This window comes from Pantoea sp. USHLN298 (assembly GCF_037149395.1).
In the GTDB taxonomy this organism is placed as follows: domain Bacteria; phylum Pseudomonadota; class Gammaproteobacteria; order Enterobacterales; family Enterobacteriaceae; genus Pantoea; species Pantoea astica.
Genome location: NZ_JBBCRO010000001.1, coordinates 385,554 through 408,095, shown reverse-complemented (window position 1 = coordinate 408,095; position 22,542 = coordinate 385,554). Strand labels below are relative to the sequence as shown.

Annotated in this window: 20 protein-coding genes, 1 pseudogene and 1 riboswitch; of the genes and pseudogenes, 8 read left to right on the top strand and 13 right to left on the bottom strand. The window is 55.5% G+C overall.

The window, feature by feature from the left end; translation table 11 throughout:
• Positions 1-101: 101 nt before the first annotated feature.
• From WFK59_RS02080 to WFK59_RS02070, 3 genes are all read left to right on the top strand, one after another.
• Positions 102-1,916 (top strand): glycoside hydrolase family 15 protein, encoded by a 1,815-nt coding sequence (locus WFK59_RS02080; protein ID WP_336754914.1) that lies wholly within the window; start codon positions 102-104, stop codon positions 1,914-1,916.
• A 196-nt stretch (positions 1,917-2,112) separates the two neighbouring features.
• Positions 2,113-3,207 (top strand): L,D-transpeptidase family protein, encoded by a 1,095-nt coding sequence (locus WFK59_RS02075; protein WP_233984831.1) that lies wholly within the window; start codon positions 2,113-2,115, stop codon positions 3,205-3,207.
• 233 nt (positions 3,208-3,440) lie between these two features.
• Positions 3,441-5,042, top strand: a complete 1,602-nt coding sequence (locus WFK59_RS02070; RefSeq protein WP_233984832.1) for an inorganic phosphate transporter — start codon at positions 3,441-3,443, stop codon at positions 5,040-5,042.
• 21 nt (positions 5,043-5,063) lie between these two features.
• On the opposite strand, the gene WFK59_RS02065 is transcribed toward WFK59_RS02070, so the two are convergent.
• The 6 genes and pseudogenes from WFK59_RS02065 to WFK59_RS02040 all read right to left on the bottom strand — a co-directional run bounded on the left by WFK59_RS02065 (position 5,064) and on the right by WFK59_RS02040 (position 12,607).
• On the bottom strand, positions 5,064-6,251 hold the full coding sequence (locus WFK59_RS02065) for an MFS transporter (RefSeq protein ID WP_336754911.1): 1,188 nt from the start codon (positions 6,249-6,251) through the stop codon (positions 5,064-5,066).
• 72 nt (positions 6,252-6,323) lie between these two features.
• Positions 6,324-6,545: pseudogene (locus WFK59_RS02060) on the bottom strand (tRNA dihydrouridine(16) synthase DusC); the annotation flags it as partial.
• A 914-nt stretch (positions 6,546-7,459) separates the two neighbouring features.
• Complete coding sequence (locus WFK59_RS02055) at positions 7,460-8,737, bottom strand: ATP-grasp domain-containing protein (RefSeq protein WP_336754910.1); 1,278 nt, start codon at positions 8,735-8,737, stop codon at positions 7,460-7,462.
• A 960-nt stretch (positions 8,738-9,697) separates the two neighbouring features.
• Positions 9,698-10,630, bottom strand: coding sequence for a tRNA dihydrouridine(16) synthase DusC (dusC, locus tag WFK59_RS02050; RefSeq protein ID WP_336754908.1), 933 nt, complete (start codon positions 10,628-10,630; stop codon positions 9,698-9,700).
• A 2-nt stretch (positions 10,631-10,632) separates the two neighbouring features.
• Positions 10,633-11,997 (bottom strand): ATP-dependent RNA helicase RhlE, encoded by a 1,365-nt coding sequence (rhlE, locus tag WFK59_RS02045; RefSeq protein WP_233984840.1) that lies wholly within the window; start codon positions 11,995-11,997, stop codon positions 10,633-10,635.
• 217 nt (positions 11,998-12,214) lie between these two features.
• The gene (locus tag WFK59_RS02040) at positions 12,215-12,607 is read right to left on the bottom strand and encodes a YbhQ family protein (RefSeq protein ID WP_233984841.1); all 393 of its coding nucleotides are present in this window, start codon (positions 12,605-12,607) and stop codon (positions 12,215-12,217) included.
• A gap of 179 nt (positions 12,608-12,786) precedes the next feature.
• On the opposite strand from WFK59_RS02040, the gene WFK59_RS02035 reads away from it, so the two are divergent.
• The 3 genes from WFK59_RS02035 to WFK59_RS02025 are packed head-to-tail and all read left to right on the top strand — an operon-like array spanning position 12,787 to position 15,754.
• Positions 12,787-13,548, top strand: coding sequence for an endonuclease/exonuclease/phosphatase family protein (locus WFK59_RS02035; RefSeq protein WP_233984842.1), 762 nt, complete (start codon positions 12,787-12,789; stop codon positions 13,546-13,548).
• Positions 13,545-14,789: a cardiolipin synthase ClsB gene (gene clsB / locus WFK59_RS02030; protein ID WP_233984843.1), complete on the top strand. Its 1,245-nt coding sequence runs from the start codon at positions 13,545-13,547 to the stop codon at positions 14,787-14,789. The genes WFK59_RS02035 and clsB overlap by 4 nt, the downstream gene beginning before the upstream one ends.
• Positions 14,789-15,754: a lysylphosphatidylglycerol synthase domain-containing protein gene (locus WFK59_RS02025; protein WP_233984844.1), complete on the top strand. Its 966-nt coding sequence runs from the start codon at positions 14,789-14,791 to the stop codon at positions 15,752-15,754. Before clsB ends, WFK59_RS02025 begins: the two co-directional genes overlap by 1 nt.
• A 55-nt stretch (positions 15,755-15,809) precedes the next feature.
• On the opposite strand, the gene WFK59_RS02020 is transcribed toward WFK59_RS02025, so the two are convergent.
• Positions 15,810-16,517 carry a Bax inhibitor-1/YccA family protein gene (locus WFK59_RS02020; RefSeq protein WP_233984845.1) on the bottom strand — a complete coding sequence of 236 codons (708 nt, stop codon included), beginning with the start codon at positions 16,515-16,517 and terminating at the stop codon, positions 15,810-15,812.
• A 94-nt stretch (positions 16,518-16,611) separates the two neighbouring features.
• On the bottom strand, positions 16,612-17,706 hold the full coding sequence (locus tag WFK59_RS02015; protein WP_233984846.1) for a DUF1615 domain-containing protein: 1,095 nt from the start codon (positions 17,704-17,706) through the stop codon (positions 16,612-16,614).
• Between the two features lie 123 nt (positions 17,707-17,829).
• Between WFK59_RS02015 and WFK59_RS02010 the strand changes: the two genes are divergently transcribed.
• A complete protein-coding gene (locus WFK59_RS02010) occupies positions 17,830-18,615 on the top strand; it encodes an OBAP family protein (RefSeq protein ID WP_336754907.1) in 786 nt (261 codons plus the stop codon).
• On the opposite strand, the gene moaE is transcribed toward WFK59_RS02010, so the two are convergent.
• The 5 genes from moaE to moaA all read right to left on the bottom strand — a co-directional run bounded on the left by moaE (position 18,612) and on the right by moaA (position 21,308).
• The gene (gene moaE, locus WFK59_RS02005; protein ID WP_336754906.1) at positions 18,612-19,064 is read right to left on the bottom strand and encodes a molybdopterin synthase catalytic subunit MoaE; all 453 of its coding nucleotides are present in this window, start codon (positions 19,062-19,064) and stop codon (positions 18,612-18,614) included. The genes WFK59_RS02010 and moaE overlap by 4 nt on opposite strands.
• Before the next feature lies 1 nt (position 19,065).
• Positions 19,066-19,311 carry a molybdopterin synthase sulfur carrier subunit gene (gene moaD, locus WFK59_RS02000; protein ID WP_233984849.1) on the bottom strand — a complete coding sequence of 82 codons (246 nt, stop codon included), beginning with the start codon at positions 19,309-19,311 and terminating at the stop codon, positions 19,066-19,068.
• Entirely contained in the window at positions 19,304-19,789 is a 486-nt protein-coding gene (gene moaC / locus WFK59_RS01995; protein WP_336754905.1) for a cyclic pyranopterin monophosphate synthase MoaC, read from the bottom strand. The genes moaD and moaC overlap by 8 nt, the downstream gene beginning before the upstream one ends.
• 2 nt (positions 19,790-19,791) lie before the next feature.
• Positions 19,792-20,307 carry a molybdenum cofactor biosynthesis protein B gene (gene moaB, locus WFK59_RS01990; protein ID WP_233984851.1) on the bottom strand — a complete coding sequence of 172 codons (516 nt, stop codon included), beginning with the start codon at positions 20,305-20,307 and terminating at the stop codon, positions 19,792-19,794.
• 14 nt (positions 20,308-20,321) lie between these two features.
• Positions 20,322-21,308, bottom strand: a complete 987-nt coding sequence (gene moaA / locus WFK59_RS01985) for a GTP 3',8-cyclase MoaA (RefSeq protein ID WP_233984852.1) — start codon at positions 21,306-21,308, stop codon at positions 20,322-20,324.
• Positions 21,298-21,431: riboswitch (molybdenum cofactor riboswitch) on the bottom strand. It overlaps the preceding gene by 11 nt.
• 204 nt (positions 21,432-21,635) lie before the next feature.
• Here moaA and WFK59_RS01980 point away from each other — a divergent pair.
• A complete protein-coding gene (locus WFK59_RS01980) occupies positions 21,636-22,541 on the top strand; it encodes a gluconeogenesis factor YvcK family protein (RefSeq protein WP_336754903.1) in 906 nt (301 codons plus the stop codon).
• Position 22,542 lies beyond the last annotated feature (1 nt).

Genomic DNA, 22,542 nt, shown 5'->3' with positions numbered 1-22,542 from the left:
CCGCTGACGGAATCCGGCACTGAATTAACCCTCTGTGCCAGGCGGCCGCCGACGCTGCCGCCTCGACTATAGTTAGCAATGACACTAACAGGGAGACCAGAATGAGTAAGGTAAAACGCAACATTGAGGACCACGGCGTGATTGGTGATCTGCGCACCTGTGCGCTGGTCGCCAATGACGGCACCATCGATTATCTCTGCTGGCCTGAACTCGACAGCCCTTCGGTTTTTTCCGCGCTGCTCGACAGTGATGATGCCGGACTCTTCTCTCTGGCCCCGGACTGGCAGGATGTGCGCCGCCAGCAGCTCTATCTGCCTGATACCAACATTTTACAAACCCGCTGGCTGGGCGATGAAGGGGTAGCCGAAATCACCGACTACATGCCGATTTGCGATGATGCTGACAAACTACCCCGGCTGATCCGGCGGGTGAAAATGGTGCGCGGCAAGGCGCGCTTTACCATGCGTTGTTCGCCCCGCCACGACTACGCCCGGGCGCAGACCCGCGCCGAAGTGCAGCATGGCTGCATCGATTTTCACGCCGAAGGTCAGCCTTCGCTGCGGCTGGCCGCCACCGTGGTGATGACGCTGGAGGAGAACAGTGCCACCGCGAATTTTACCCTGCAGGCGGGTGAACATGCCGAATTTGAGTTTGGCAGCGTCAACGACGCGCACATCGAAGCGCTCTCCACCGAACACTGTTTTGAAGAGACGCTGAATTACTGGCGTCGCTGGAGCGCCCGCAGCACCTATCAGGGCCGCTGGCGCGAAATGGTTCAGCGCTCCGCACTGGCATTAAAACTGCTGACCTCGCATCGTCACGGCTCAATCGCCGCCGCCGCCACCTTTGGCCTGCCGGAAGAGCTGGGCGGCGAGCGCAACTGGGATTATCGCGCCTCATGGATCCGCGACGCCTCATTCAGCATGTATGCCCTGATGCGCCTCGGCTACGTCGATGAAGCCAAACATTTCACCCAGTGGGTCGGACGCTGTGTTGAAAACAGCCATCATGACGAAATGCGCCTGCAGGTGATGTACCGGCTGGACAGCGGCACCGAGCTGCACGAAATGGAGCTGCTCAATCTGTCAGGCTACGGGGATTCGCGGCCGGTGCGCATCGGTAATGATGCGTGGCAGCAGACCCAGCTGGATATCTACGGCGAACTGATGGATGCGGTCTACCTGGCCAATAAATATGGCGAGGCGATTTCGCAACGTGGCTGGCAGCATGTGACGCAGATGATCGATCGGCTTTGCGACAAGTGGAATCAGCCCGATGCCGGTATCTGGGAGATGCGCGGTCAGCCGGAGCATTTTCTGCATTCGCGCCTGATGTGCTGGGTGGCGATGGACCGCGCGCTACGCCTGGGCATGAAGCGCTCGTTGCCGATGCCGTATGAGCGCTGGGATCGGGTGCGGCGTGAGATCCGGGAAGATATCTGGGCCAACTTCTGGAACAGCGAGCGCGGCCATTTCTCCTCTACCCGTCACGGTGACCATCTTGATGCATCCATGCTGCTGATGCCGCTGGTGCGTTTTGTCGGGGCCACCGATCCCGACTGGCTCGCCACGCTGGATGCGATCAAAACGCATCTGGTCAGCGACGGCATGGTCCGGCGCTACAACATCGACGAGACGCCGGCAGATGGTCTGCAAGGATCGGAAGGATCGTTTGGTGCCTGTTCATTCTGGTATGTCGAATGCCTGGCCCGCGCGGGCCGGATTCAGGAAGCGCATTTTGAATTTGAGAAGCTGCTAAGCTACGCCAGTCCGCTGGGGCTGTACGCCGAGGAGTTCGACAGTCGTGGCCATGCGCTGGGGAATACGCCACAGGCGCTGACGCATCTGGCGTTAATCAGTGCCGCGTTTTTTCTGAATCGTAAACTCAGTGGTGAAGTGACGTTATGGCAGCCCTGAAGCCGGTTTTTTTATGCCAGCGGTGGCTGAAAAATGCCGGTTTAACACGGGAAGTTACGTAAAGTATTTCCGGCAGGTTAAAATCCTGATTCACATCGTCAGATTAATGAACATATAATGCGCAGCAGGTCACATTGGCCAGCATGGGTTCGACACATTGACAAGCCTGAAACATGGCGATAAAGACTTGTAAAATATGAAAATGAGCATTCGCGCGTTCGCTTCAATCGCATTGGCTTTGGCGGCGTTTAGCCAGTCAGCCTTTGCTGTGGTTTACCCGTTACCGCCGGCCAACAGCCGGTTGATCGGCGAAAATATCGAGATTACTGTTCCTGAGGACAGCAAACTGCCGCTGGAAGCCTTTGCGGCGCAATACCAGATGGGCCTCAGCAACATGCTGGAAGCCAATCCGGGGGTTGACGTTTATCTGCCTAAGGCTGGCAGTAAAATGATCATCCCACAGCAGCTGATCCTGCCTGATGCACCGCGCGAAGGCATTGTGATTAACAGCGCTGAGATGCGTCTCTACTACTACCCGAAAGGCAGCAAAACCGTGGTGGTATTGCCGATTGGTATCGGTGAGCTGGGTAAAGATACCCCGATCAACTGGACCACGGCGGTAGAACGTAAGAAAGATGGCCCGACCTGGACGCCAACCAAAGCGATGCACGCCGAATATGCAGCACGCGGCGAGAATCTGCCAGCCGTCTTCCCGGCCGGTCCGGATAACCCGATGGGGCTGTATGCGCTCTATATCGGTCGCCTCTATGCGATTCACGGCACCAATGCCAACTTTGGTATCGGCCTGCGCGTCAGCCACGGCTGTGTGCGTCTGCGCGCCGAGGATATCAAATGGCTGTATCAGAACGTGCCGGTTGGTACGCGGGTGCAGTTCGTTGATCAGCCGGTGAAAGCCACCGTCGAGCCGGACGGTTCGCGTTATGTCGAAGTGCATAACCCGCTGTCGACCACTGAAGAGCAGTTTAACTCGCGTGAGCTGGTTCCGATTACGCTGACGCAGGCGGTGAGTAAAGTGCTGGTTGATGCCAGTGTTAATCAGGACCAGGTGAACGGTGCCATTCAGGGCCGTACCGGTATGCCGGTAAAAGTGAACGGTGTGGAGAACAACATCCAGACCGCACCGGTTGACGTGCCTGAGAACCCGCAGGCTGCGCCACAGGAGCAGCCAATGACGCCAGTCACGTCACAGGGCGCCAGCACCGACGCCGCGCAGCCACAGCAGCAGCCGGTTACGGCACCTGCGCCTGCCACGGCGAATAACAACTCGTAATCGCCGTTTCGCTCTCCGAAGCCAGCGCCCGTCGCTGGCTTTTTTATTGCCTGCATTTGCCAGACCTTGCCCTTCCGTTTGCGCGTTGCCCGCCCGGCCGGGAGCGGTCAGCGCGGCTTCTGGTGTCGCCGTATCGCGCGGCTGGTCGTCATTTTACTGTCATAGAAAGCGCGTATCACACTGCGATGTACCGGTGCAAATCAGCATCCGGCATCCGCAATTCGAGGTACACCATGAGCGAAAACAGTCTCTCTTCTTCCTCATCGACCCGACGCCCTGATTTCAACGGCAAAAGCAGCCGCTTTAGCAAGCCGCTGTTTTTCATCCTGCTGGTCGCCGGGCTGGCGTTTGCCGGGCTGAATCTGGTCAATGATGTTGAACAAACCAACATGCCGGTGACCAGCTATCTGCCGTTCTTCCTGCTGGGACTGGCGCTGCTGATCGCGCTGGGCTTTGAGTTCGTCAACGGCTTTCATGACACCGCCAACGCCGTCGCGACGGTGATCTACACCCATTCACTGACCCCTGGCGTGGCGGTAGTCTGGTCCGGTATCTGTAATTTCCTCGGCGTGCTGCTCTCCAGCGGCGTGGTGGCTTTTGGCATCATCTCCCTGCTGCCGGTCGAGCTGATTCTGCAGGCCAGCAGCGGTAACGGCTTTGCCATGGTTTATGCCCTGCTATTCTCGGCGATTATCTGGAACCTCGGCACCTGGTATTTCGGCCTGCCCTCCTCCTCGTCGCATACCCTGATTGGCTCGATCATCGGCGTCGGGGTGGCGAATGCGATGCTGCACGGGCGCAGCGGCCTGAGCGGTGTCGACTGGGATCAGGCGCTGAAGGTCGGCTATGCACTGCTGCTGTCACCGGTAGTCGGTTTTGTCTGCGCCGGGCTGTTGCTGTGGGTGATGAAGCTGTTTATCCGCAATCGCCAGCTCTACAGCGCGCCGCAGAATGACCAGCCGCCGCCGGTCTGGATCCGCGGCCTGCTGATCCTGACCTGTACCGGCGTCTCCTTTGCGCACGGCTCTAACGACGGTCAGAAAGGGATGGGGCTGATTATGCTGATCCTGGTCGGCACCATGCCGATCGCCTACGCACTTAACCGATCGCTGCCGCCGGATCAGATCCCACGCGTCGCGGCATTAACTGAGGTCACTGAACATCAGCTGCTGCAACTTCAGCCGGCCGCACCTCAGCCGCCCGCCGCCCGCGACGTGCTGATCGCCTTTGTCGGCAGCAGCCAGCTCAATCCCAACGTGTTACCGGCACTGGCGATGACCCTCAACGAGATTGGCGACCAGATACGCCGCTACGGATCGATGGACAATATTCCGGCGCAGTCGGTGGCCAACACCCGTAACCAGATGTACCTGGCCTCAGAGACCATCAAGCATCTGCAAAGCGCCGAAGTAAAGCTGCCGGAAGAGACCGAACGTAATTTGAAAGCGGTGAAAACCGAGCTCGACAGCGCGACCCGTTTTATTCCGATGTGGGTAAAAGTGGTGGTGGCGATCGCGCTGGGGCTGGGCACCATGGTCGGCTGGCGACGGATTGTGGTGACGGTGGGCGAACGGATTGGTAAAACGCACCTCAGCTATGCGCAGGGTGCCAGCGCCGAGCTGGTGGCGATGGCGACCATTGGCGCGGCAGACGGCTTCGGTCTGCCGGTCTCCACCACTCACGTACTGTCGTCGGGCGTGGCAGGCACCATGGCGGCTAACCGCTCCGGTTTGCAGTTATCAACGCTGCGTAATCTGGCGGTGGCCTGGGTATTGACCCTGCCGGTGTCGATTCTGCTCTCGGCGCTGCTCTACTGGCTGTTTATTCATCTCTGATCATACAAAACCGGCGGGCCGTTAACCTGTCTGCCGGTTTTGCCAGTAAAGCCGCAGCGTAATCAACAGCGCGCCCAGCACCATCAGCGCCGCCGCCAGATAAACCGACTGCATTCCCCAGTGACCAATGAACAGTCCCGCCACCGGACCGGTCAGGCCGAGGCCGAGATCGAGAAAGGCGGAATAGGTGCCCAGCGCCGATCCCTGATCCTGACGCCCGACCTGCTTAACCGCCTCGACGCCCAGCGCCGGAAAGACCAGCGAGAAGCCGCAGCCGGTAAGAAAGGCCCCCGCGCCCACCAGCCAGGCGCTGTCGGCCTGCCAGATGATGATCAGGCCCAGAGACTCCAGCATAAAAGAGAACAGCGAAACCTGCAGTCCGCCAAAACGGGTGATAAAGCGGCCAAAACCGAGGCGCACCAGCACAAAGCCGAGGCTAAAGACCGACAGCGCCCAGGCCGCACCCTGCCAGTCGCGGCTGGCAAAATAGAGGGTGATAAAGGTGGCGATGACGCCGAAACCGATGGTGCCGCACCCGAGTGCCAGACCATAGAGCCAGACGCGGGAGAAGACCCGGTGAAACGGAATCCGTTCCCCTACGCTGACGGTCACCGCCGGTTTGCGGCTGGCCATCAGATAGCCGATAACGCCCATCAGCGCAATCAGACCGGCAAAGCCGCTCATGCCTAATCCGCTGTTGAGCATCACCCCAAGCGGCGCGCCAATCGCCATCGCCAGATAGGTGGCGACGCCGTTCCACGAGATGACGCGCGCGGTCTGCATCGGACCGACGATGTTCATGCCCCACAGGGTTGAACCGGTGCTGCTGAAGCTCTCACCCACGCCAAGAAACAGTCGCCCCAGCGCCAGCAGCGCCAGACTCAGCCAAGGCCATTCACTCAGCAGCGCAGCGATGATGGTCAGCACCCCGCTCATGCCACAGCAGAGCAATCCCAGCATCACCACCCGTTTCGGACCGAGGCTATCGGCCAGACGACCTGACTGCGGGCGGCTGAGCAGCGTGGCAAAGTATTGAAGGCTGATGATCAGCCCGGCGACAAAAGAACTGAATCCGAGATTGTTTTTGACAAAGCCCGGCAGCACGGCCAGCGGGAGACCAACGGAGAGATAGCAGAAGAAGGTGAAAACGATTACCGAGAGGATACGTTTATTGAGCTGGCTGTTGCTCAATACAGCGACATCAGACATAGCAGGCTTGTAAGGTAAGGGAAATTTTTCCCACTATACCGTCAGGCCGCTAAGGGGTCGCCTGATTTTTTATCACAAACCATGAACAATGGCGTGACGATCGATGGCGTGGGCAATGTCGCCCGAGGATTTTAACGCGCGGATCTCACTGAATAACCCGGTGGCTTCGGTATAGGCTTTGCGCAGGTAACCGAGCCACTGCTTAATGCGTGCTACGTGATACAAGCCGGTATCACCCTGCTTTTCCAGACGGGTATATTTCTGTAATAGCTTAACGACGTCCGGCCAGGGCATCGTTGTCCTCTCAGCGCAGGTTAACTCTACTCAAAACAGGATATAATTTTACCGGCTCGCAGCCATTGCCCAGACGATATTAAGCTCCTGATGATGTGCTGCAAAGGGCTGCCCTCTAAGGCAAAAGCCGTAATCATCGAGACAGCGACTGGCATTAATTTATTTCTACAATCATCAGCGTTTACAGGCGTTGGCGGAACAGGCATATCAATCGAGGCGCCTTTAATCAGAACAGCAACAAGACCTTCTGGCGCACCCAGTTTTCTGATGACATCTTTAACTTTTTTCGGTAACGATTCTTTTATTTCAGCAACATCCTTTCCTGCCGATTTTTAAAAGGAACGCTTTTCATTATCTGTTAAATTCAGCACCTTTAGATCGTTCAGCAAAGGTTTACGCTTAGCCCCGGCTAATATTTTTCAATCGCTCGCATTCTCTCCTTGTAATTTATACGGCAAATATTCCCTCTAACGATCTGGCAATCAAAAAAATAAAATGAATTAATAATCCAACGATCATTACCATCAGATGAAAAAACGAGGAAAGCACAGACAAAAGAGCTATCGGACCTATCATTGCGCTCAGAGGTTCAATATTTTCAGGCTAAATAGCGCAAAAAATAATATATATCGCGCTTATAAAAATGGCCATCATAAAGGCAAAAAAAAACCAGACAATTCAGTTTTTTTCAGCCGCATCATATCCCTTGCTTTATCACTAAGGTAGTGAACGGATAGACAAAAGCATTTGCAAACATAAATATCGCCAATGCATTTGCATAACCAATAAGGCTTTAATAAATTTAAATGGAAATAATGATTGAAATAACTGGCAATTCAACATTCAGAATAGAAGAACTGCCTGCGCCTGGCCATCAGGTTTTGAGGAGCTTACGGGCAACTGACATAGTTCACCTACTTATAAGGATTAAATTCTTCTAATAGCTTTTTATAGTCTGTTTGCAGTCTAATGTATTCCTCGTTTTCTAAAAGAATGCCACATACTTTATCTCTGACGCTGGTCGGTTTTTTCTGAACTTCCCCGTCGTCTAAATCCCAGGTTATCGTCACTTTACTGGTCAATACTTGAGGTTCAACTTTTCTGACTTTCATTCCTTCCTTTTGTGGGAACCAAATCCACGCTGAATGATTGTTAGCATCAATTTTTAACGCTCTGAATAAATTCATTTGTAATAAAAAATGCTGCTCTTCGATATTATATCCTCTTGCGAGTTGATGCATCTGCGGAACCCAGCCTCCGGGAGCACGAGCTGCAATTTCGACAAAGACGACCTGGTTATCTTTGGTGAGAAAAACCTCCAGATGGATCGCACCATCAGGCAAGCGTTCAAAGGCAGCAAGTATATCGATGGTGGCTTGAGATAAAATCGCAAATTCATGATCTGACTTTCTGATTTGAACGCTTCCTAACGCAACTCCATCTAAAAAATCAGCATTCGGGCATGAATATTTGCATATCAACCGCTCAATCATCGCACCATCTTTTATTAAAATATCAATATGATACAAATCCCCTTTGATAAACTCATCAACTTCATAATTCAGATTTAATTTATTTTCTACACACCATTTGTGTAGTTGCGAACGATTGAATATTTTAGCGACATTTTCGCTTCCAGCTGAATCGACTTGCTTAGCAAAAACAGGATACCCTAACTTTTTTTCGATATCATTGAGATAGTCGTCTGCATTATTAGTAAATTCTCCCGGATTGAACTCAATCACGTCAGGAACTCTAACGCCCGATTTTGAAACCACTTGTTTCATAATGATTTTATTTATAAAGGGCAAAATATCTTTTTCCGCTATACCCGCAATGCCAAAACAATCACGTATCTGAGCTGCAAGCCCTAAGAAATACTCATCATTAGTCACTACTCTGACCTGGCTGAAATCGGTGCAATTTTCCTTTTTAAAAATAGTTTCACATGCCTTTCTGACATTATCATAATCAAATTCATCACAAACAATGTGCTCAGAAAAAGCACATTTATTACTCTCACTAAGATTCGCGTTCCCGGTATGACCAGTAATTAAAAAAAGCTTAGAATTTATGGCATGACTGGCCAGATATTTCCAATCCGCGCGAAAAGTAACTATGTTTTGCAAAACGATAATGATGTTTTTAGTTGCTATTTCCACCGTACTTCTCCCATCTATCCGTGCTGACATTAATGATGTCCTGGAATAATCACTTTCCCGATCACTTTCGGCAATATCTATTATATACAGAGGAAACGCAAGACTGCATAGTTCATTTCAAAGTTCAGTCATAATTTTAATCTCGTCGTCAGGCGACATGAAAAAATTTCGTGCTGAATAAACATTCAGACCATGATAGATATAATAAGGACAGACACCTAATTCAAAATGATGTTCTGTCGTTGAATCGATAATTAATATTGTATCCCTGTTCATCATTTACCACCTATCCATTGGCTTTTTTTCATACTAATTCGACAGATTCGGTTCAGCAAAGAGAAATAAATTACTTCCTGACTTTTTATTGATATAAATCATTATTTAAACAATCAGCTTTTGCGCTCACCTTCGCTGTCTTATCCCAACAGTAACGTAAATTGGATACGTCTTTCCAGTTATTTACCCGCATCAAGCCTGGATAAACAATTGTTATCAGGAGCCTGGCGTCATTGTTCAGGCCTGCATGATGATGATTCACCGCAGTAGGTAACAATAAATCGGAATTGGATAAGCAATCAAAAAATTAACACTTTTTTTTTATTAAATAATTTAACATGGCTATGTTAGATTCATCATCGATACTGACGAGATAGATTGGCTAATTAGCTGACAGCTTTAAAGCCGTTGTTTTGATAGAAAGTGAAGTGAGGGTCGGCGCTTTTGACTATGAAAATTTAGGGTGATAAGGAATGGCAGACAGATACAATTTAACGTAAATAAGAAGGAAAGCGGCCAGATAAATTCCAGAACATGCGTGGTAAGAAAGAGTCAATCACAGCTGATTTCTGACTGAATCATTCCAGACAATTTCTGCCGTTTAATGAGTGAAGTAATCTCTTTTGCACTATTCGGATTGAATGTCCGGATGCAATGTTCAGACTTAATATCCCTTTTACATCGCGAGTACTCAGACCAGGCCCTATCTGGCAATCACATTCGCTGGATAGCGTTTGCAATATCTTTGGACGTTTTCAGCGCGCGGATCTCACTGAATAACCCGTCGGCTTCGGTATAGGCTTTGCGCAGGTAACCGAGCCACTGCTTAATGCGTGCTACGTGATACAAGCCGGTATCACCCTGCTTTTCCAGACGGGTATATTTCTGTAATAGCTTAACGACGTCCGGCCAGGGCATCGGCAGTTCGTTGTACTTCACCACCCGACTAAGGTTGGGAATACTGAGCGCGCCACGGCCTAACATCACCGCCTCACAGCCGGTAATCCGCAGGCAGTCCTGCGCACTTTGCCAGTCAAAAATCTCGCCGTTGGCGATCACCGGAATCTTCAGCCGCTGGCGAATCTCGCCAATCGCCTGCCAGTTAATGGCGTCAGCACGATAACCGTCTTCCTTGGTCCGGCCGTGTACCACCAGTTCAGTGGCACCTGCCTGTTCTGCCGCGTCGGCAATCTCCAGACTGCGGGCGCTGGAGTCCCAGCCAAGCCGTACTTTGACCGTTACCGGCAAATCTGCAGGCACCGCTTCACGCATCGCTTTCGCGCCGCGATAGATCAGATCGGGATCTTTAAGAAGAGTGGCACCGCCGCCGCTGCCATTCACCAGTTTCGACGGACAGCCGCAGTTGAGGTCAACACCCCAGGAGCCGAGTTCCACCGCGCGGGCGGCGTTTTCAGCTAACCATTCGGGATGCTGCCCCAGCAGCTGCAGACGCACCCGCGTGCCGGAAGGCGTGCGGCTGGCGTGTTGCAGTTCGGGGCAGAGACGGTAGAAGGATTTTACCGGCAGCAGTTGATCGACTACGCGCAAAAACTCAGTGATGCACAAATCGTAGTCGTTCACTTCCGATAACAGCTGGCGCACCAGCGAATCAAGCACGCCCTCCATCGGCGCCAGTAAAACCCTCATACTCAGACGTTTCCGGTACGCTTCGCTGCCGGACGACGCGGACGAGCAGCCGGTCGATCACCCTGCGGAGCTGGCTGGCTCTGACGACGCGCCTGAGGCCGCTTTTCGCCTGATGAACGTGGCGCACCGGCACCCTGTCCACCCTGGCTGCGACCACGACCGCCGCCGCCTGCACCGCCACGCGACTGCTGTTGACGACCGTTAATGATCGGTTCCGCTTTAATGCTCGGATCGGGCTCATAACCGGCAATCGCCAGACGCGGAATCTCGCGCTTCAGCAGACGTTCGATGTCACGCAGCAGTTTATGCTCGTCAACGCAGACCAGCGATAACGCCACACCGGTGGCCGCGGCACGACCGGTACGGCCGATACGGTGGACATAATCTTCGGCAACGTTAGGCAGCTCGTAGTTCACCACGTGCGGCAGCTCTTCAATATCCAGGCCACGGGCCGCGATATCGGTCGCCACCAGCACGCGAATGCCGCCGGATTTGAAGTCGGCCAGCGCACGGGTACGGGCACCCTGGCTTTTATTGCCGTGGATGGCGGCGGCGGTGATGCCATCTTTGCCCAGCTGCTCGGCAAGGTGGTTAGCGCCATGCTTGGTGCGGGTAAAGACCAGCACCTGCTGCCAGTTGCCTTCGCCGATCAGCTGCGACAGCAGTTCCCGCTTACGCTTCTTATCCACGAAGTGAACCTGTTGCGCCACCTGCTCGGAAGCGGTGTTGCGGCGGGCCACTTCCACCAGCTCAGGATTAGTCAGCAGTTTCTCAGCCAGGCCTTTGATCTCATCAGAGAAGGTGGCGGAGAACAGCAGGTTCTGGCGTTTCGCCGGCAGACGCGCCAGCACGCGACGGATGTCGTGGATAAAGCCCATATCGAGCATCCGATCCGCTTCATCCAGCACCAGAATTTCGACCTGTGACAGGTCAACGGCGTTCTGTTGCGCCAGATCCAGCAGACGGCCTGGCGTCGCCACCAGAATATCGACGCCGCCACGCAGTTTAAGCATCTGCGGGTTGATGCTGACGCCACCGAAGACCACCAGTGAGCGCAGCGGCAGATATTTGCTGTATTCGCTGACGTTTTCGCCTACCTGCGCCGCCAGTTCACGGGTCGGGGTGAGGATCAACGCCCGCACCGGACGACGACCGCGGATAGCGCCCGCGTTGGCAGAGAGTTTTTGCAGTAACGGTAAGGTAAAGCCGGCCGTTTTGCCGGTGCCGGTCTGGGCACTCGCCAGCAGATCGCGGCCTGCCAGCACCACAGGAATCGCCTGGCGCTGGATAGGTGTAGGTTCGCTGTAGCCTTGTTCGGCAACCGCGCGCAAAATATCGGCACTCAGGCCGAGAGAGTCAAAAGACATTACGTGGTTTACTCCGGTCCGCTCTGGCCGTGATTCACGGTGTAGTTTTCAGAGGGATAGTGACGCCAGCTGGGGCTGACGCGTGAAAAGGGCACAAACTACGATGCGTAAGCGGGCGAGTGTAACAGCTTTAGCTGCACTGTGCGAGATAGCTCACATTTCCTGACATAACTTAGTGCGTTAGAAACAGGAAGGCCACCTTGCGGTGGCCTTCAACTTAACTACGTTTTTTTTCAATGCGCCGCGGCGGTTCTTTCGCCAGCAGCGACACCAGCGCCGGACCCAGCAACATCACTACGCCAAGCGAGGCCAGCAGCAGGTTGTTGTGGTAAATCCGCGACACCAGGAACAGTGTCATCATGGCCGCGCCAAAGTAGTAAGTGGTGGTCGCTTCTTCAAGATAATCACCGAGCGTGCGTAAACGGGCACTGCGCTGCGTCACCAGCATGGCGATAAACACCAGTGCATAAGTGGTCACCAGCGTGCTGCAGACATCAACCAGGGCTTTGTGTTTCCAGCCCCAGATCAGCGCCGCGATCACCAGTAAATGCATCGCAATGTGCACGTACGTCTGACCCGTGATGATTTGAATACGATTAGACCATTTCATTCAATTCTCCTGGCAGACCCAACAGGTCGCCCAAGTGCTACCGGCACAAGCCGGAAACGGTTTCCTCAATGTAAAACAATTTTCGGATAACGCCTTAATTATCGCCCTTCTTCACCCTCCATTTGTGACAAAGACTACACTTTGATTCTATTGATGATGAAAAGGAGTGCGTCGCGAGTATGCCACAAAACCAGCAAGGATTTTCAATAAAAGTCCTGACGATCAATACACACAAGGGTTTCGCCCCTTTTAATCGCCGCTTCATCCTGCCTGAATTACGCGATGCTGTTCGCGCAACGGAGGCGGATGTGGTCTTCCTGCAGGAGGTGATGGGCACCCATGCCATCCACTCCCTTAACCATGAAGAATGGCCTGAATCGCCGCATTATGAGTTTCTGGCCGACACCATATGGAACGATTTCGCCTATGGGCGCAACGCGGTCTATCCGGAAGGACATCACGGCAATGCGGTGCTGTCCCGTTTCCCGATCACCGAATATGAAAACCGGGATATCTCGGTGGCGGGCAGTGAAAACCGCGGCATGCTGCATTGTCAGATTGCCCTGCCTGAGCCGCACGGCACGCTGCATGTCATCTGCGTTCACCTGGGTCTGAAAGAAGCGCATCGTCACGCGCAGATGAAAAAAATCTGTGAAATGGTCAACTCACTGCCGCCCGACGCGCCGGTGGTGGTAGCCGGTGATTTTAATGACTGGCAGCGACGCGCCAACGCCATCTTAAAACATGGCGCAGGCCTGAAAGAGGTATTCAGCATGAAAACCGGACGCCCGGCGCGCACCTTCCCGGCGCGCTTTCCGATCCTGCGGCTCGACCGCATCTATGTGCGCAACGCTACGGTCAGTCATCCGTGGACGCTGCCGCGAAAACCCTGGTCGCATCTTTCCGATCATGCGCCGCTGGCGGTGGAGATTCATCTATGAATTTTCACTGGCAAGAGGGTAACAAGCTGCGCCTGCTGGAGAATGGCGAAGAGTTTTTCCCGCAGGTATTCGGGGCGATTCAGCGTGCCGAACGCACCGTGCTGCTGGAAACCTTTATTCTGTTTGAAGATGAGGTCGGTAACGCCCTGCATCGCGAACTGCTGGCGGCCGCCCAGCGCGGCGTCAGAGTTGAAGTGATGGTGGATGGCTACGGCTCGCCCGATCTCTCCGACAAATTCGTCAACAGCCTGACCGGCGCGGGCGTGCGTTTCATCTATTACGATCCGCGCCCGCTGGTGATGGGAATGCGCACCAACGTGTTCCGCCGCCTGCACCGTAAAACGGTGGTGGTGGATGAGGTGGTCGCCTTTGTGGGCGGGATTAACTTCTCGGCTGAGCACAACAGTGACTATGGTCCGGAAGCCAAGCAGGATTACGCGGTGCAGGTGAAAGGCCCGGTGGTGGGAGATATCGCCCGCTATCTGCAACAGGCGATTGGCAGCGAGCAGGCCACCCGCCGCTGGTGGGGATCGCGCTCGCATCGCCCGGCCGTCAACGCCACGCCGGGCGACGCCCAGGTGCTGTATGTCTATCGCGATAACGACGATCACCGTGATGACATCGAAATGCACTATCTGGAGATGCTGCGCGAGGCGAAACGCGATGTGATTATCGCTAACGCCTACTTCTTCCCTGGCTACCGGCTGCTGCGCGAAATGCGCAATGCGGCTCAGCGCGGGGTGCGCGTCCGGCTGATTGTGCAGGGCGAACCCGATATGCCGATTGTCAAAGTCGGGGCCGAACTGCTCTACAACTACCTGGTCGATGCGGGGGTCGAAGTCTACGAATATTGCCGTCGTCCGCTGCACGGTAAGGTGGCGGTGAAAGATGATCACTGGGCGACCGTTGGCTCCAGCAATCTCGATCCGCTCAGCCTGTCGCTTAACCTCGAAGCCAACCTGATTATTCACGATCGTCAGTTTAACCAGACGCTACGCGATAACCTTGAAGCCCTGCTGGCTAAAGATTGCCAGCGGGTAGAGGACGATCGCCTGCCGCCGCGTAACTGGTGGCAACTGAGTAAGAGTGTGGTGGTGTTCCACTTTCTGCGTCATTTCCCGGCCATCGCCGGCTGGTTACCGGCGCATACGCCGCTGCTGGCGCAGGTTGATGCGCCGGTTCAGCCGGAAATGGAGACGCAGGATCGTGTTGAAGCCGACAATGAAGGAGCAAAACCCTGATGGCGAAAAAGCATCCACGCTGGCAACTGGCGAAAAAAATTCTCACCGTGCTGTTCTTCATTGCGGTGATTGTGCTGCTGGTGGTCTATGCACGTAAGGTGAACTGGGAAGATGTCTATGACGTGATCGTCAACTACAACCGGTTTGTGGTGCTGACCGCCGCCGGGCTGGTGGTGATCAGTTACCTGGTCTATGGCTGTTACGATTTGATTGGCCGGGCCTACTGCGGTCATAAGCTGGCGAAACGCCAGGTGATGCTGGTGTCGTTTATCTGTTACGCCTTCAACCTGACGCTGAGTACCTGGGTCGGCGGTGTGGCGATGCGCTACCGGCTCTATTCCCGCCTCGGGCTCGACAGCGGCACCATCACCCGCATCTTTTCACTGAGTATCGCCACCAACTGGCTGGGCTATATCCTGCTGGCTGGCGTGGTGTTCAGCGCCGGGATGGTCTCGATCCCCAGCGGCTGGTTTATTGGTGAAACCACGCTGCGGCTGATTGGCGTGCTGTTGCTGGTGCTGGTGGCAATTTATCTCTGGGCCTGCGCCTTCTCGAAGCGTCGCCGCTGGACGGTGAAAGGCCAGACGTTACAGCTGCCGTCACTGCGGATGGCGCTGTTTCAGTTTGCCGTCTCCTGCGCCAACTGGATGGTGATGGGAGCGATTATCTGGCTGCTGCTGGGCCGTGATGTCGGCTATCCGATGGTGCTGGGGGTATTACTGATCAGCAGTATCGCCGGGGTGATTATTCACATTCCGGCCGGGATTGGGGTACTGGAGGCGGTGTTCCTCGCCCTGCTCAGCGGTCAGCATACGACGCATGGCGCGATCATCGCCGCCCTGCTGGCCTACCGCGTGCTCTACTTCATTCTGCCGCTGTTGCTGGCGCTGGTGCTCTATCTGGTGCTGGAGAGTCGGGCGAAGCATCTGCGTCATAAGAACGAGCAGAAATTACAGAAATCGTAGTGAAAAAAAAGGGAGACGCGCAACCTGAGCGCGTCTCCCTTTCTGTAACCTGACCTTAGCGGCGGTTGCCGAAAATCCGCAGCAGTATCAGGAACAGGTTGATGAAGTCGAGATAGAGCGTTAATGCCCCCATAATCGAGTAACGACGCAGGTTCTCTGTGTCGCGCGCATCAATCTGCTCGCCAATATTTTTCAGCTTCTGGGTGTCATAGGCGGTTAAGCCCACAAACACCACCACACCGATATAGGTAATGGCCCACATCAGCGCCGGGCTTTTCAGCCAGAAGTTCACCAGCGAGGCCAGCACGATGCCGATCAGCGCCATAAACAGCAGGCTGCCAAAGCGGCTCAGATCGCGTTTGGTGGTGTAGCCATAGAAACTCATCGCACCAAACATCCCGGCGGTGACGAAAAAGGTGCTGGCAATGGACGAATAGGTATAGACCAGAAAAATACTCGCCATGGTGACGCCGGTCAGCGCCGAATAGAGCATAAACAGCCCGGTGGCGACGGCACCGCTCAGGCGATGCACCATGCCGGAGAGGAAAAAGACCAGTGCCAGCTGCGCGATAATCAGCCCAAAGAAAGTGATGCGGTTAGCAAACACCAGCTCCATCACCGCGGGCGTACGCGCGGCAAACCAGGAGACAAACGCTGTCAGTAACAGACCGCAGGTCATCCAGCCATACACCTGGGCCATATAGGCTTGCAGCCCACGTGACGCAGGTTGAACAATTGAATCGTTTTGTGGATATCGGTCCATGATGCACCTCTTGTTGAACGGATTTGGACGTGCTCCGCGGACGGAGCCTGACTAAGTGTGGCACAGCCCGACTCAACTGTGCCACAACATCCCCTTAACGACGCGACAGACACTGCTGATAGCGGCTATCGACGCGCTGCGCAAACCATGCGGTGGTCAGATTACGGGTGATTTTCGGGCTTTCCAGCTTGATGCCCGGCAACATTTCTCGCGGCAGCCGACGACCCGCCATCTTATCGGCCAGGGTAAACACCTGCCGCCACAGCGTGCTGTCGCTGAAATCTGCTTTCTCCCCTTTCTCCAGGTCGCGGCGGATTTCGCTGTCACTCATATCGATCTGCTTCGCCAGGGTACGCACTGCCAGCTCGGTGGTGCCCGCCTTGTCGCTGCCGTAAAGAATCAGATCGCCATCCAGCGCCAGCTTCATTCCGGTCGCCCGTGACACTGCCGCCTGGAACGCGGCGTTGCGGCTGGCATACCAGCCAGCGTTGAAGTCGGCAAAACGGTAAAGCGGCCGGCTGTAATCGGCCGGATAACCCAGCAGATGCAGGGTCCCGAAGTAGATGCCGCCATGACGGGTAAAGACTTCGCGGCGGATAGAGCCATCAATCGGCCACGGATAGCCTTTGGCATGTGCTTCCGCAAAGGCGATGCTGACCTGCATCGGCCCGCCGGTATGAATCGGATTGAGATTGCCAAACAGCGTCTGCCCCATCGGCACCATATCGATCAGGTCATCAAAAATGGCGCTCAGCTCTTTCTCACTGCGCACCTTATCCAGACGGGCTGCGTAACTCTCGCCGTTGGGCGATTTAATCAGCAGCGCGGTGCGGACCACAAACGCCGGCACATGCACCTTCGCCGCCCGGCGGTTGATCTCGCCCCAGGCAATTTTCGGCAGGCCCGGCACGGTCGCTTCGGCGCTGAAGTTGGTCTCCTGATCCGCCACCGCAATCACCGCACACAGATTACTGACGCTGGGATCGAGCTGCTGGGTGCGAAAAGTGGTGTAGATGTCGTCGGTCCAGTCCGCTTTATTGCTGACGTGAGCAGGCAACAGCCGCTGGATTTGTGCTTTGACATCGGCGGGCTGCCGGACCGGCACCTCGGGGGTTTTCTTGCTGCTACAGCCTGCCAGCACCAGTGCGGCGACCAGCGTCAGACGTTGCAGTATTGGGGTGGATGACATGCCTGTCCTCAGAATCAATCAAACCCCTACTCTACCATTGCCATCGTTTTACCGGCAGGGCTGATTTTCTGAACCTCTCTACCTGTACTAAGGTTACCTCTTTTACCGTTAAAGGAATTTACGATGTTAAAACTCTGGCCTGTCGCGGCATTCAGCCTGCTGTTAGCGGGATGTGGTGCCAATAACTCTCCGGCTCAGGTGCAGTCGCCTGGCGCACCCACCTCCTCGTCACTCAAACTGCTGGAAACCGGCGCGGAGGTGATGCAGTCCCGTCCACCGATCGACGCCATCAATACCTATCTCGACGGCTTCCATTTTTACAATGGCGATCAGAACGGTCAGATGGAAGCGCACCATTATGTGACGGTGCTGAATGAGGATGTGATGCAGGCGGTGATCTACGATGGCAATACCCGCGATGCGCGGCTGATGGGGGTGGAGTACATCATCAGCGAGCGGTTATATAAAACCCTGCCGCCGGAAGAGAAGAAGCTGTGGCACAGCCATCAGTATGAAGTGAAATCGGGCACGCTGATTGCGCCCGGTTTGCCGGAGGCCGCCGACCACGCGCTGATGAAGCGCATCGTCAATACCTATGGCAAAACCTGGCACACCTGGCATACCGATCGTGACAAAACTCTGCCGATCGGCATTCCGGCACTGATGATGGGCTTTACCGCTGACGGTCAGATGGACTCGCGCCTGCTGGCGGATCGCGATCGCCGTTTCGATGTCGACAGCAAAAAAATTCGCGCCCAGCGGGCGGATATTGTGGCGCATCCGGCTGAACCGGGAGCCAATGCCTGGCAACAGGGCGAAGTAATTCAGCTGCAACGCACCCACGGCGGCGGTGAACACAGCCACGGCCAGACCCAATTTGGCCCGGCCGAGCAGTTAAAACAGCCTTAATCCCAGCGCTGCGCCGCCTGGCGATCGCTGTCGCGGGCATCCACCCAGCGATCGCCGTCGGCGGTTGCTTCCCGTTTCCAGAACGGCGCGCGGGTTTTCAGGTAATCCATAATGAACTCCGCGGCAGAGAAGGCGCTGCCGCGGTGCGCGCTGGTGACGCCCACCAGCACAATTTCATCGCCGGGAAACAGTTCCCCGGTGCGGTGGATCACCGTGACGCGTTGCAGTGGCCAGCGCTGGCGGGCCGCATCCACAATCTCCTGCAGCGCTTTTTCGGTCATGCCGGGATAGTGTTCCAGCGTTAACGCCGCGACGTCGTCGCCGAGATTGTGATTACGCACTTTGCCGGTGAAGGTCACCACTGCGCCATCTTCGTCACAGGCCGCCAGCCAGCGATACGCTTCTGCCATATCAAAAGTTGCCGGGCCGACGCGAATCCGGGTTTCCATCTTAACCTCCGGTTACAGGCGGGAAAAAGGCCACTTCATCGCCGTCGCTTAGCGCATGACTCATCGGTACCAGCGTCTGGTTCACCGCTGCCAGCAGCTTGCCGGACTCAAGCGCTAACGCCCAGCGATCGCCCTGCTGCGCCAGCGCCGCGCGCAGTGCAGCCACGTCCGGGTAGGTGTCGGCAATCTCCAGCGATGCGGTACCGATCAGCTCACGCACCTGAGCAAAAAACAGCACCTTAATCACTGGACACCGCCTGAAAATCACCGCTTTTGCCGCCGCTTTTGCTGATTAAGCGCAGCTGGTCAATAACCATATCTTTCTGAACCGCTTTGCACATGTCGTAGATGGTCAGGGCCGCCACCGAGGCAGCCGTCAGCGCCTCCATCTCAACGCCGGTTTTGCCGGTCAGGCGGCAGAGCGAGGTGATGCGTACCCGGCTGTGTTCCGGTTCGGCCACCAGGTTGACTTCCACTTTGCTCAGCATCAGCGGATGGCAGAGCGGGATCAGTTCCCAGGTACGTTTAGCCGCCTGAATACCGGCGATGCGCGCCGTGGCGAACACATCCCCTTTGTGATGGCTGCCATCGATAATCATCTGCAGCGTATCAGAGTGCATCAGCACCAGCGCTTCCGCCCGGGCTTCGCGCACGGTTTCCGCTTTGGCGGAGACATCCACCATATGCGCTTCGCCCGCGGCATTAATGTGTGTGAGTTGCGACATACTTACCGTTTTTTCAGATGTGAGACAAAATTGCAGGGACGGGTGCGCGCATCCAGCTGGTCAGCGATGATCCGCTCCCAGGCGCTGCGGCAGGCACTGGTCGAGCCTGGCACCGCAAAAATTAAGGTCTGATTTGCCATTCCGGCAATGGCGCGCGACTGCAGCGTCGAGCCGCCGATTTCTTCATAGGAGATCATCCGGAACAGCTCGCCAAATCCGTCAATCTCGCGGTCGAACAGCGGCAGTAGCGCTTCCGGCGTGCTGTTTTTCAGGTTGAAGCCGGTGCCGCCATTAATGATCACCACCTGCACGTCGTCACTGGCGATCCAGCGCGATACGGTGGCGCGAATGCGGTAAAGATTATCCGGCACGATGGCATGATCGACCACCTCGTGACCCGCCTCAAGGGCGGCGCTGCGCAGATAGTCGCCCGAGCTATCCTCGCTGGCGTCGCGGCGATCTGACACCGTCATCACCGCAATCTGTACCGCCTGAAATTCGCTGGCTGCTTTGCCCATAACGCCTCCTGAAATTAACCGCCAATGTAAGAGAGATTCTGTGTGATGCCGGTGTTGCCCTGATGGAGAAAATGGGTCTGCTTTTTCTGCCCAAGGCTGCTGGCGATGCGTGCCTGCAGTTCCGCCTGCTGATCGTCAGAGGCCAGCAGATCGCGCAGCGGCACACCACCGTCGCCAAACAGGCAGAGGTGCAGGTTGCCCTGGGCCGAAACCCGCAGCCGGTTGCAGCTGGCACAAAAATCTTTGGCGTAAGGCATAATCAGGCCAATCTCACCGACATAATCGGGATGGTAAAAGACCTGAGCCGGGCCGTCGCTGCGGCCGCTTTCACGCCGCTGCCAGCCCTGCGCAATCAGCTGGTCACGGATCACCATGCCGGAAACGTGCTGATCGCGGAACAGCGTACCGCCGTCGCCGGTTTCCATCAGTTCAATGAAGCGCAGCTGAATCGGACGGGTACGGATCCAGTCGAGGAAGGTTGCCAGGTTGCGGCTATTGAGATCGCGCATCAGCACGCTGTTGACTTTTACCTGGTGAAAACCGGCATCAAAGGCGGCGTCGATGCCCGCCATCACCTGATGGAATTTATCCTGGCCGGTGATAGCGTGAAACTGACGGGCATCGAGGCTATCGACGCTGACGTTGAGCGCGGTTAAGCCCGCCTCACGCCACTGCTTCACGTCGCGCGCCAGCCGGTAACCGTTGGTAGTGACGGCGATATGGCGAATCGACTGGTTTTCACGCACCGCGGCGATGATGTCGGTAAAGTCGCGACGCAGTGACGGTTCGCCGCCGGTGAGCCGCACTTTTTCCGTGCCGGCAGCGGCGAAAGCCCGCGTGACGCGACGGATTTCATCCAGAGAGAGAAAGCTTTTGTTGCGAATGCCGTGCGGCTTGTAGCCGTCAGGCAGACAGTAGGTACAGCGGAAGTTACACACATCCGTGACCGACAGGCGCAGGTAATAGAACTTACGCGCGTATGCATCAGTAAATTGTGACACCAGAACACCTTTCCAGATTGGGAGATGCAGTCATTTCTTCCTGCACCCTGGTAGCTCAATGGCTACGGCCTGACTCCCCTATCCGCAGACGTAGGCAATCAGGCTGGAGTGTACGCTGACCCGTTGATCAGCGCGGTTAACAGGATGGTAGCGTGAATTTCGCTACTCTTCCATTCGCTGTTTTCGTTATATATTCTGATACATATCGAATTTTCACCGCATTTTCGCGACAGGATACGTTAAAATGCGCTTCAGATTTTGACGCAAGTCATCCGCGCGGGTTTAGCGTTTAGAGCGACGCCACGCGACAGGCTATTAAGGAGAAGTATGAATCGCACACTGGCCGATCTTGATCGCGTGGTGGCTCTCGGCGGCGGACACGGTTTAGGCCGCGTGATGTCTGCGCTGTCGCCGCTCGGCTCGCGTCTCACCGGCATCGTTACCACCACCGACAACGGCGGTTCAACCGGCCGTATTCGCCGCTCAGAAGGCGGCATCGCCTGGGGCGATATGCGTAACTGCCTTAACCAGCTGATCGCCGAACCGAGCGTGGCTTCAGCGATGTTTGAATATCGCTTTGCCGGTAACGGTGAACTGGCCGGACATAACCTCGGTAATCTGATGCTGAAAGCGCTGGATCACCTGAGCGTGCGCCCGCTGGAAGCGATCAACATCATTCGTAATCTGCTCAAGGTCGATGCGTTTTTGATTCCGATGTCGGAGCAACCGGTCGATCTGGTGGCGCTCGACGTGGAAGGCAACATGGTTTACGGCGAAACGGCGATTGATGAGATGAAGCAGCCGCCGCAGGAGATGATGCTGCATCCCAACGTGCAGCCGACCCGGGAAGCGCTGGATGCCATTGGCGAAGCGGATTTAATTCTGATCGGACCAGGCAGTTTTTACACCAGCCTGATGCCGATTCTGCTGATGGAAGAGATGGCGCAGGCGCTGCGTCGCACGCCCGCCACCATGGTATTTATCGGCAATCTGGGTCGTGAACTCAGCCCGGCGGCGGCCAGCCTGACGGTGGCCGACAAGCTGGCGATGATGGAGCGCTACATTAGCAAACGGGTAATCGATGCGATTGTGGTCAGCCCTTCCGCCGATATCAGTCAGGTCGATAATCGGCTGATTGTCCGCGAGCCGCTGGAAGCCGCCGATATCAAATATCGTCACGACCGCCAGCTGCTGCGGGTCGCGCTGGAGCACGCCATTCAGGGCTTTAACTGAG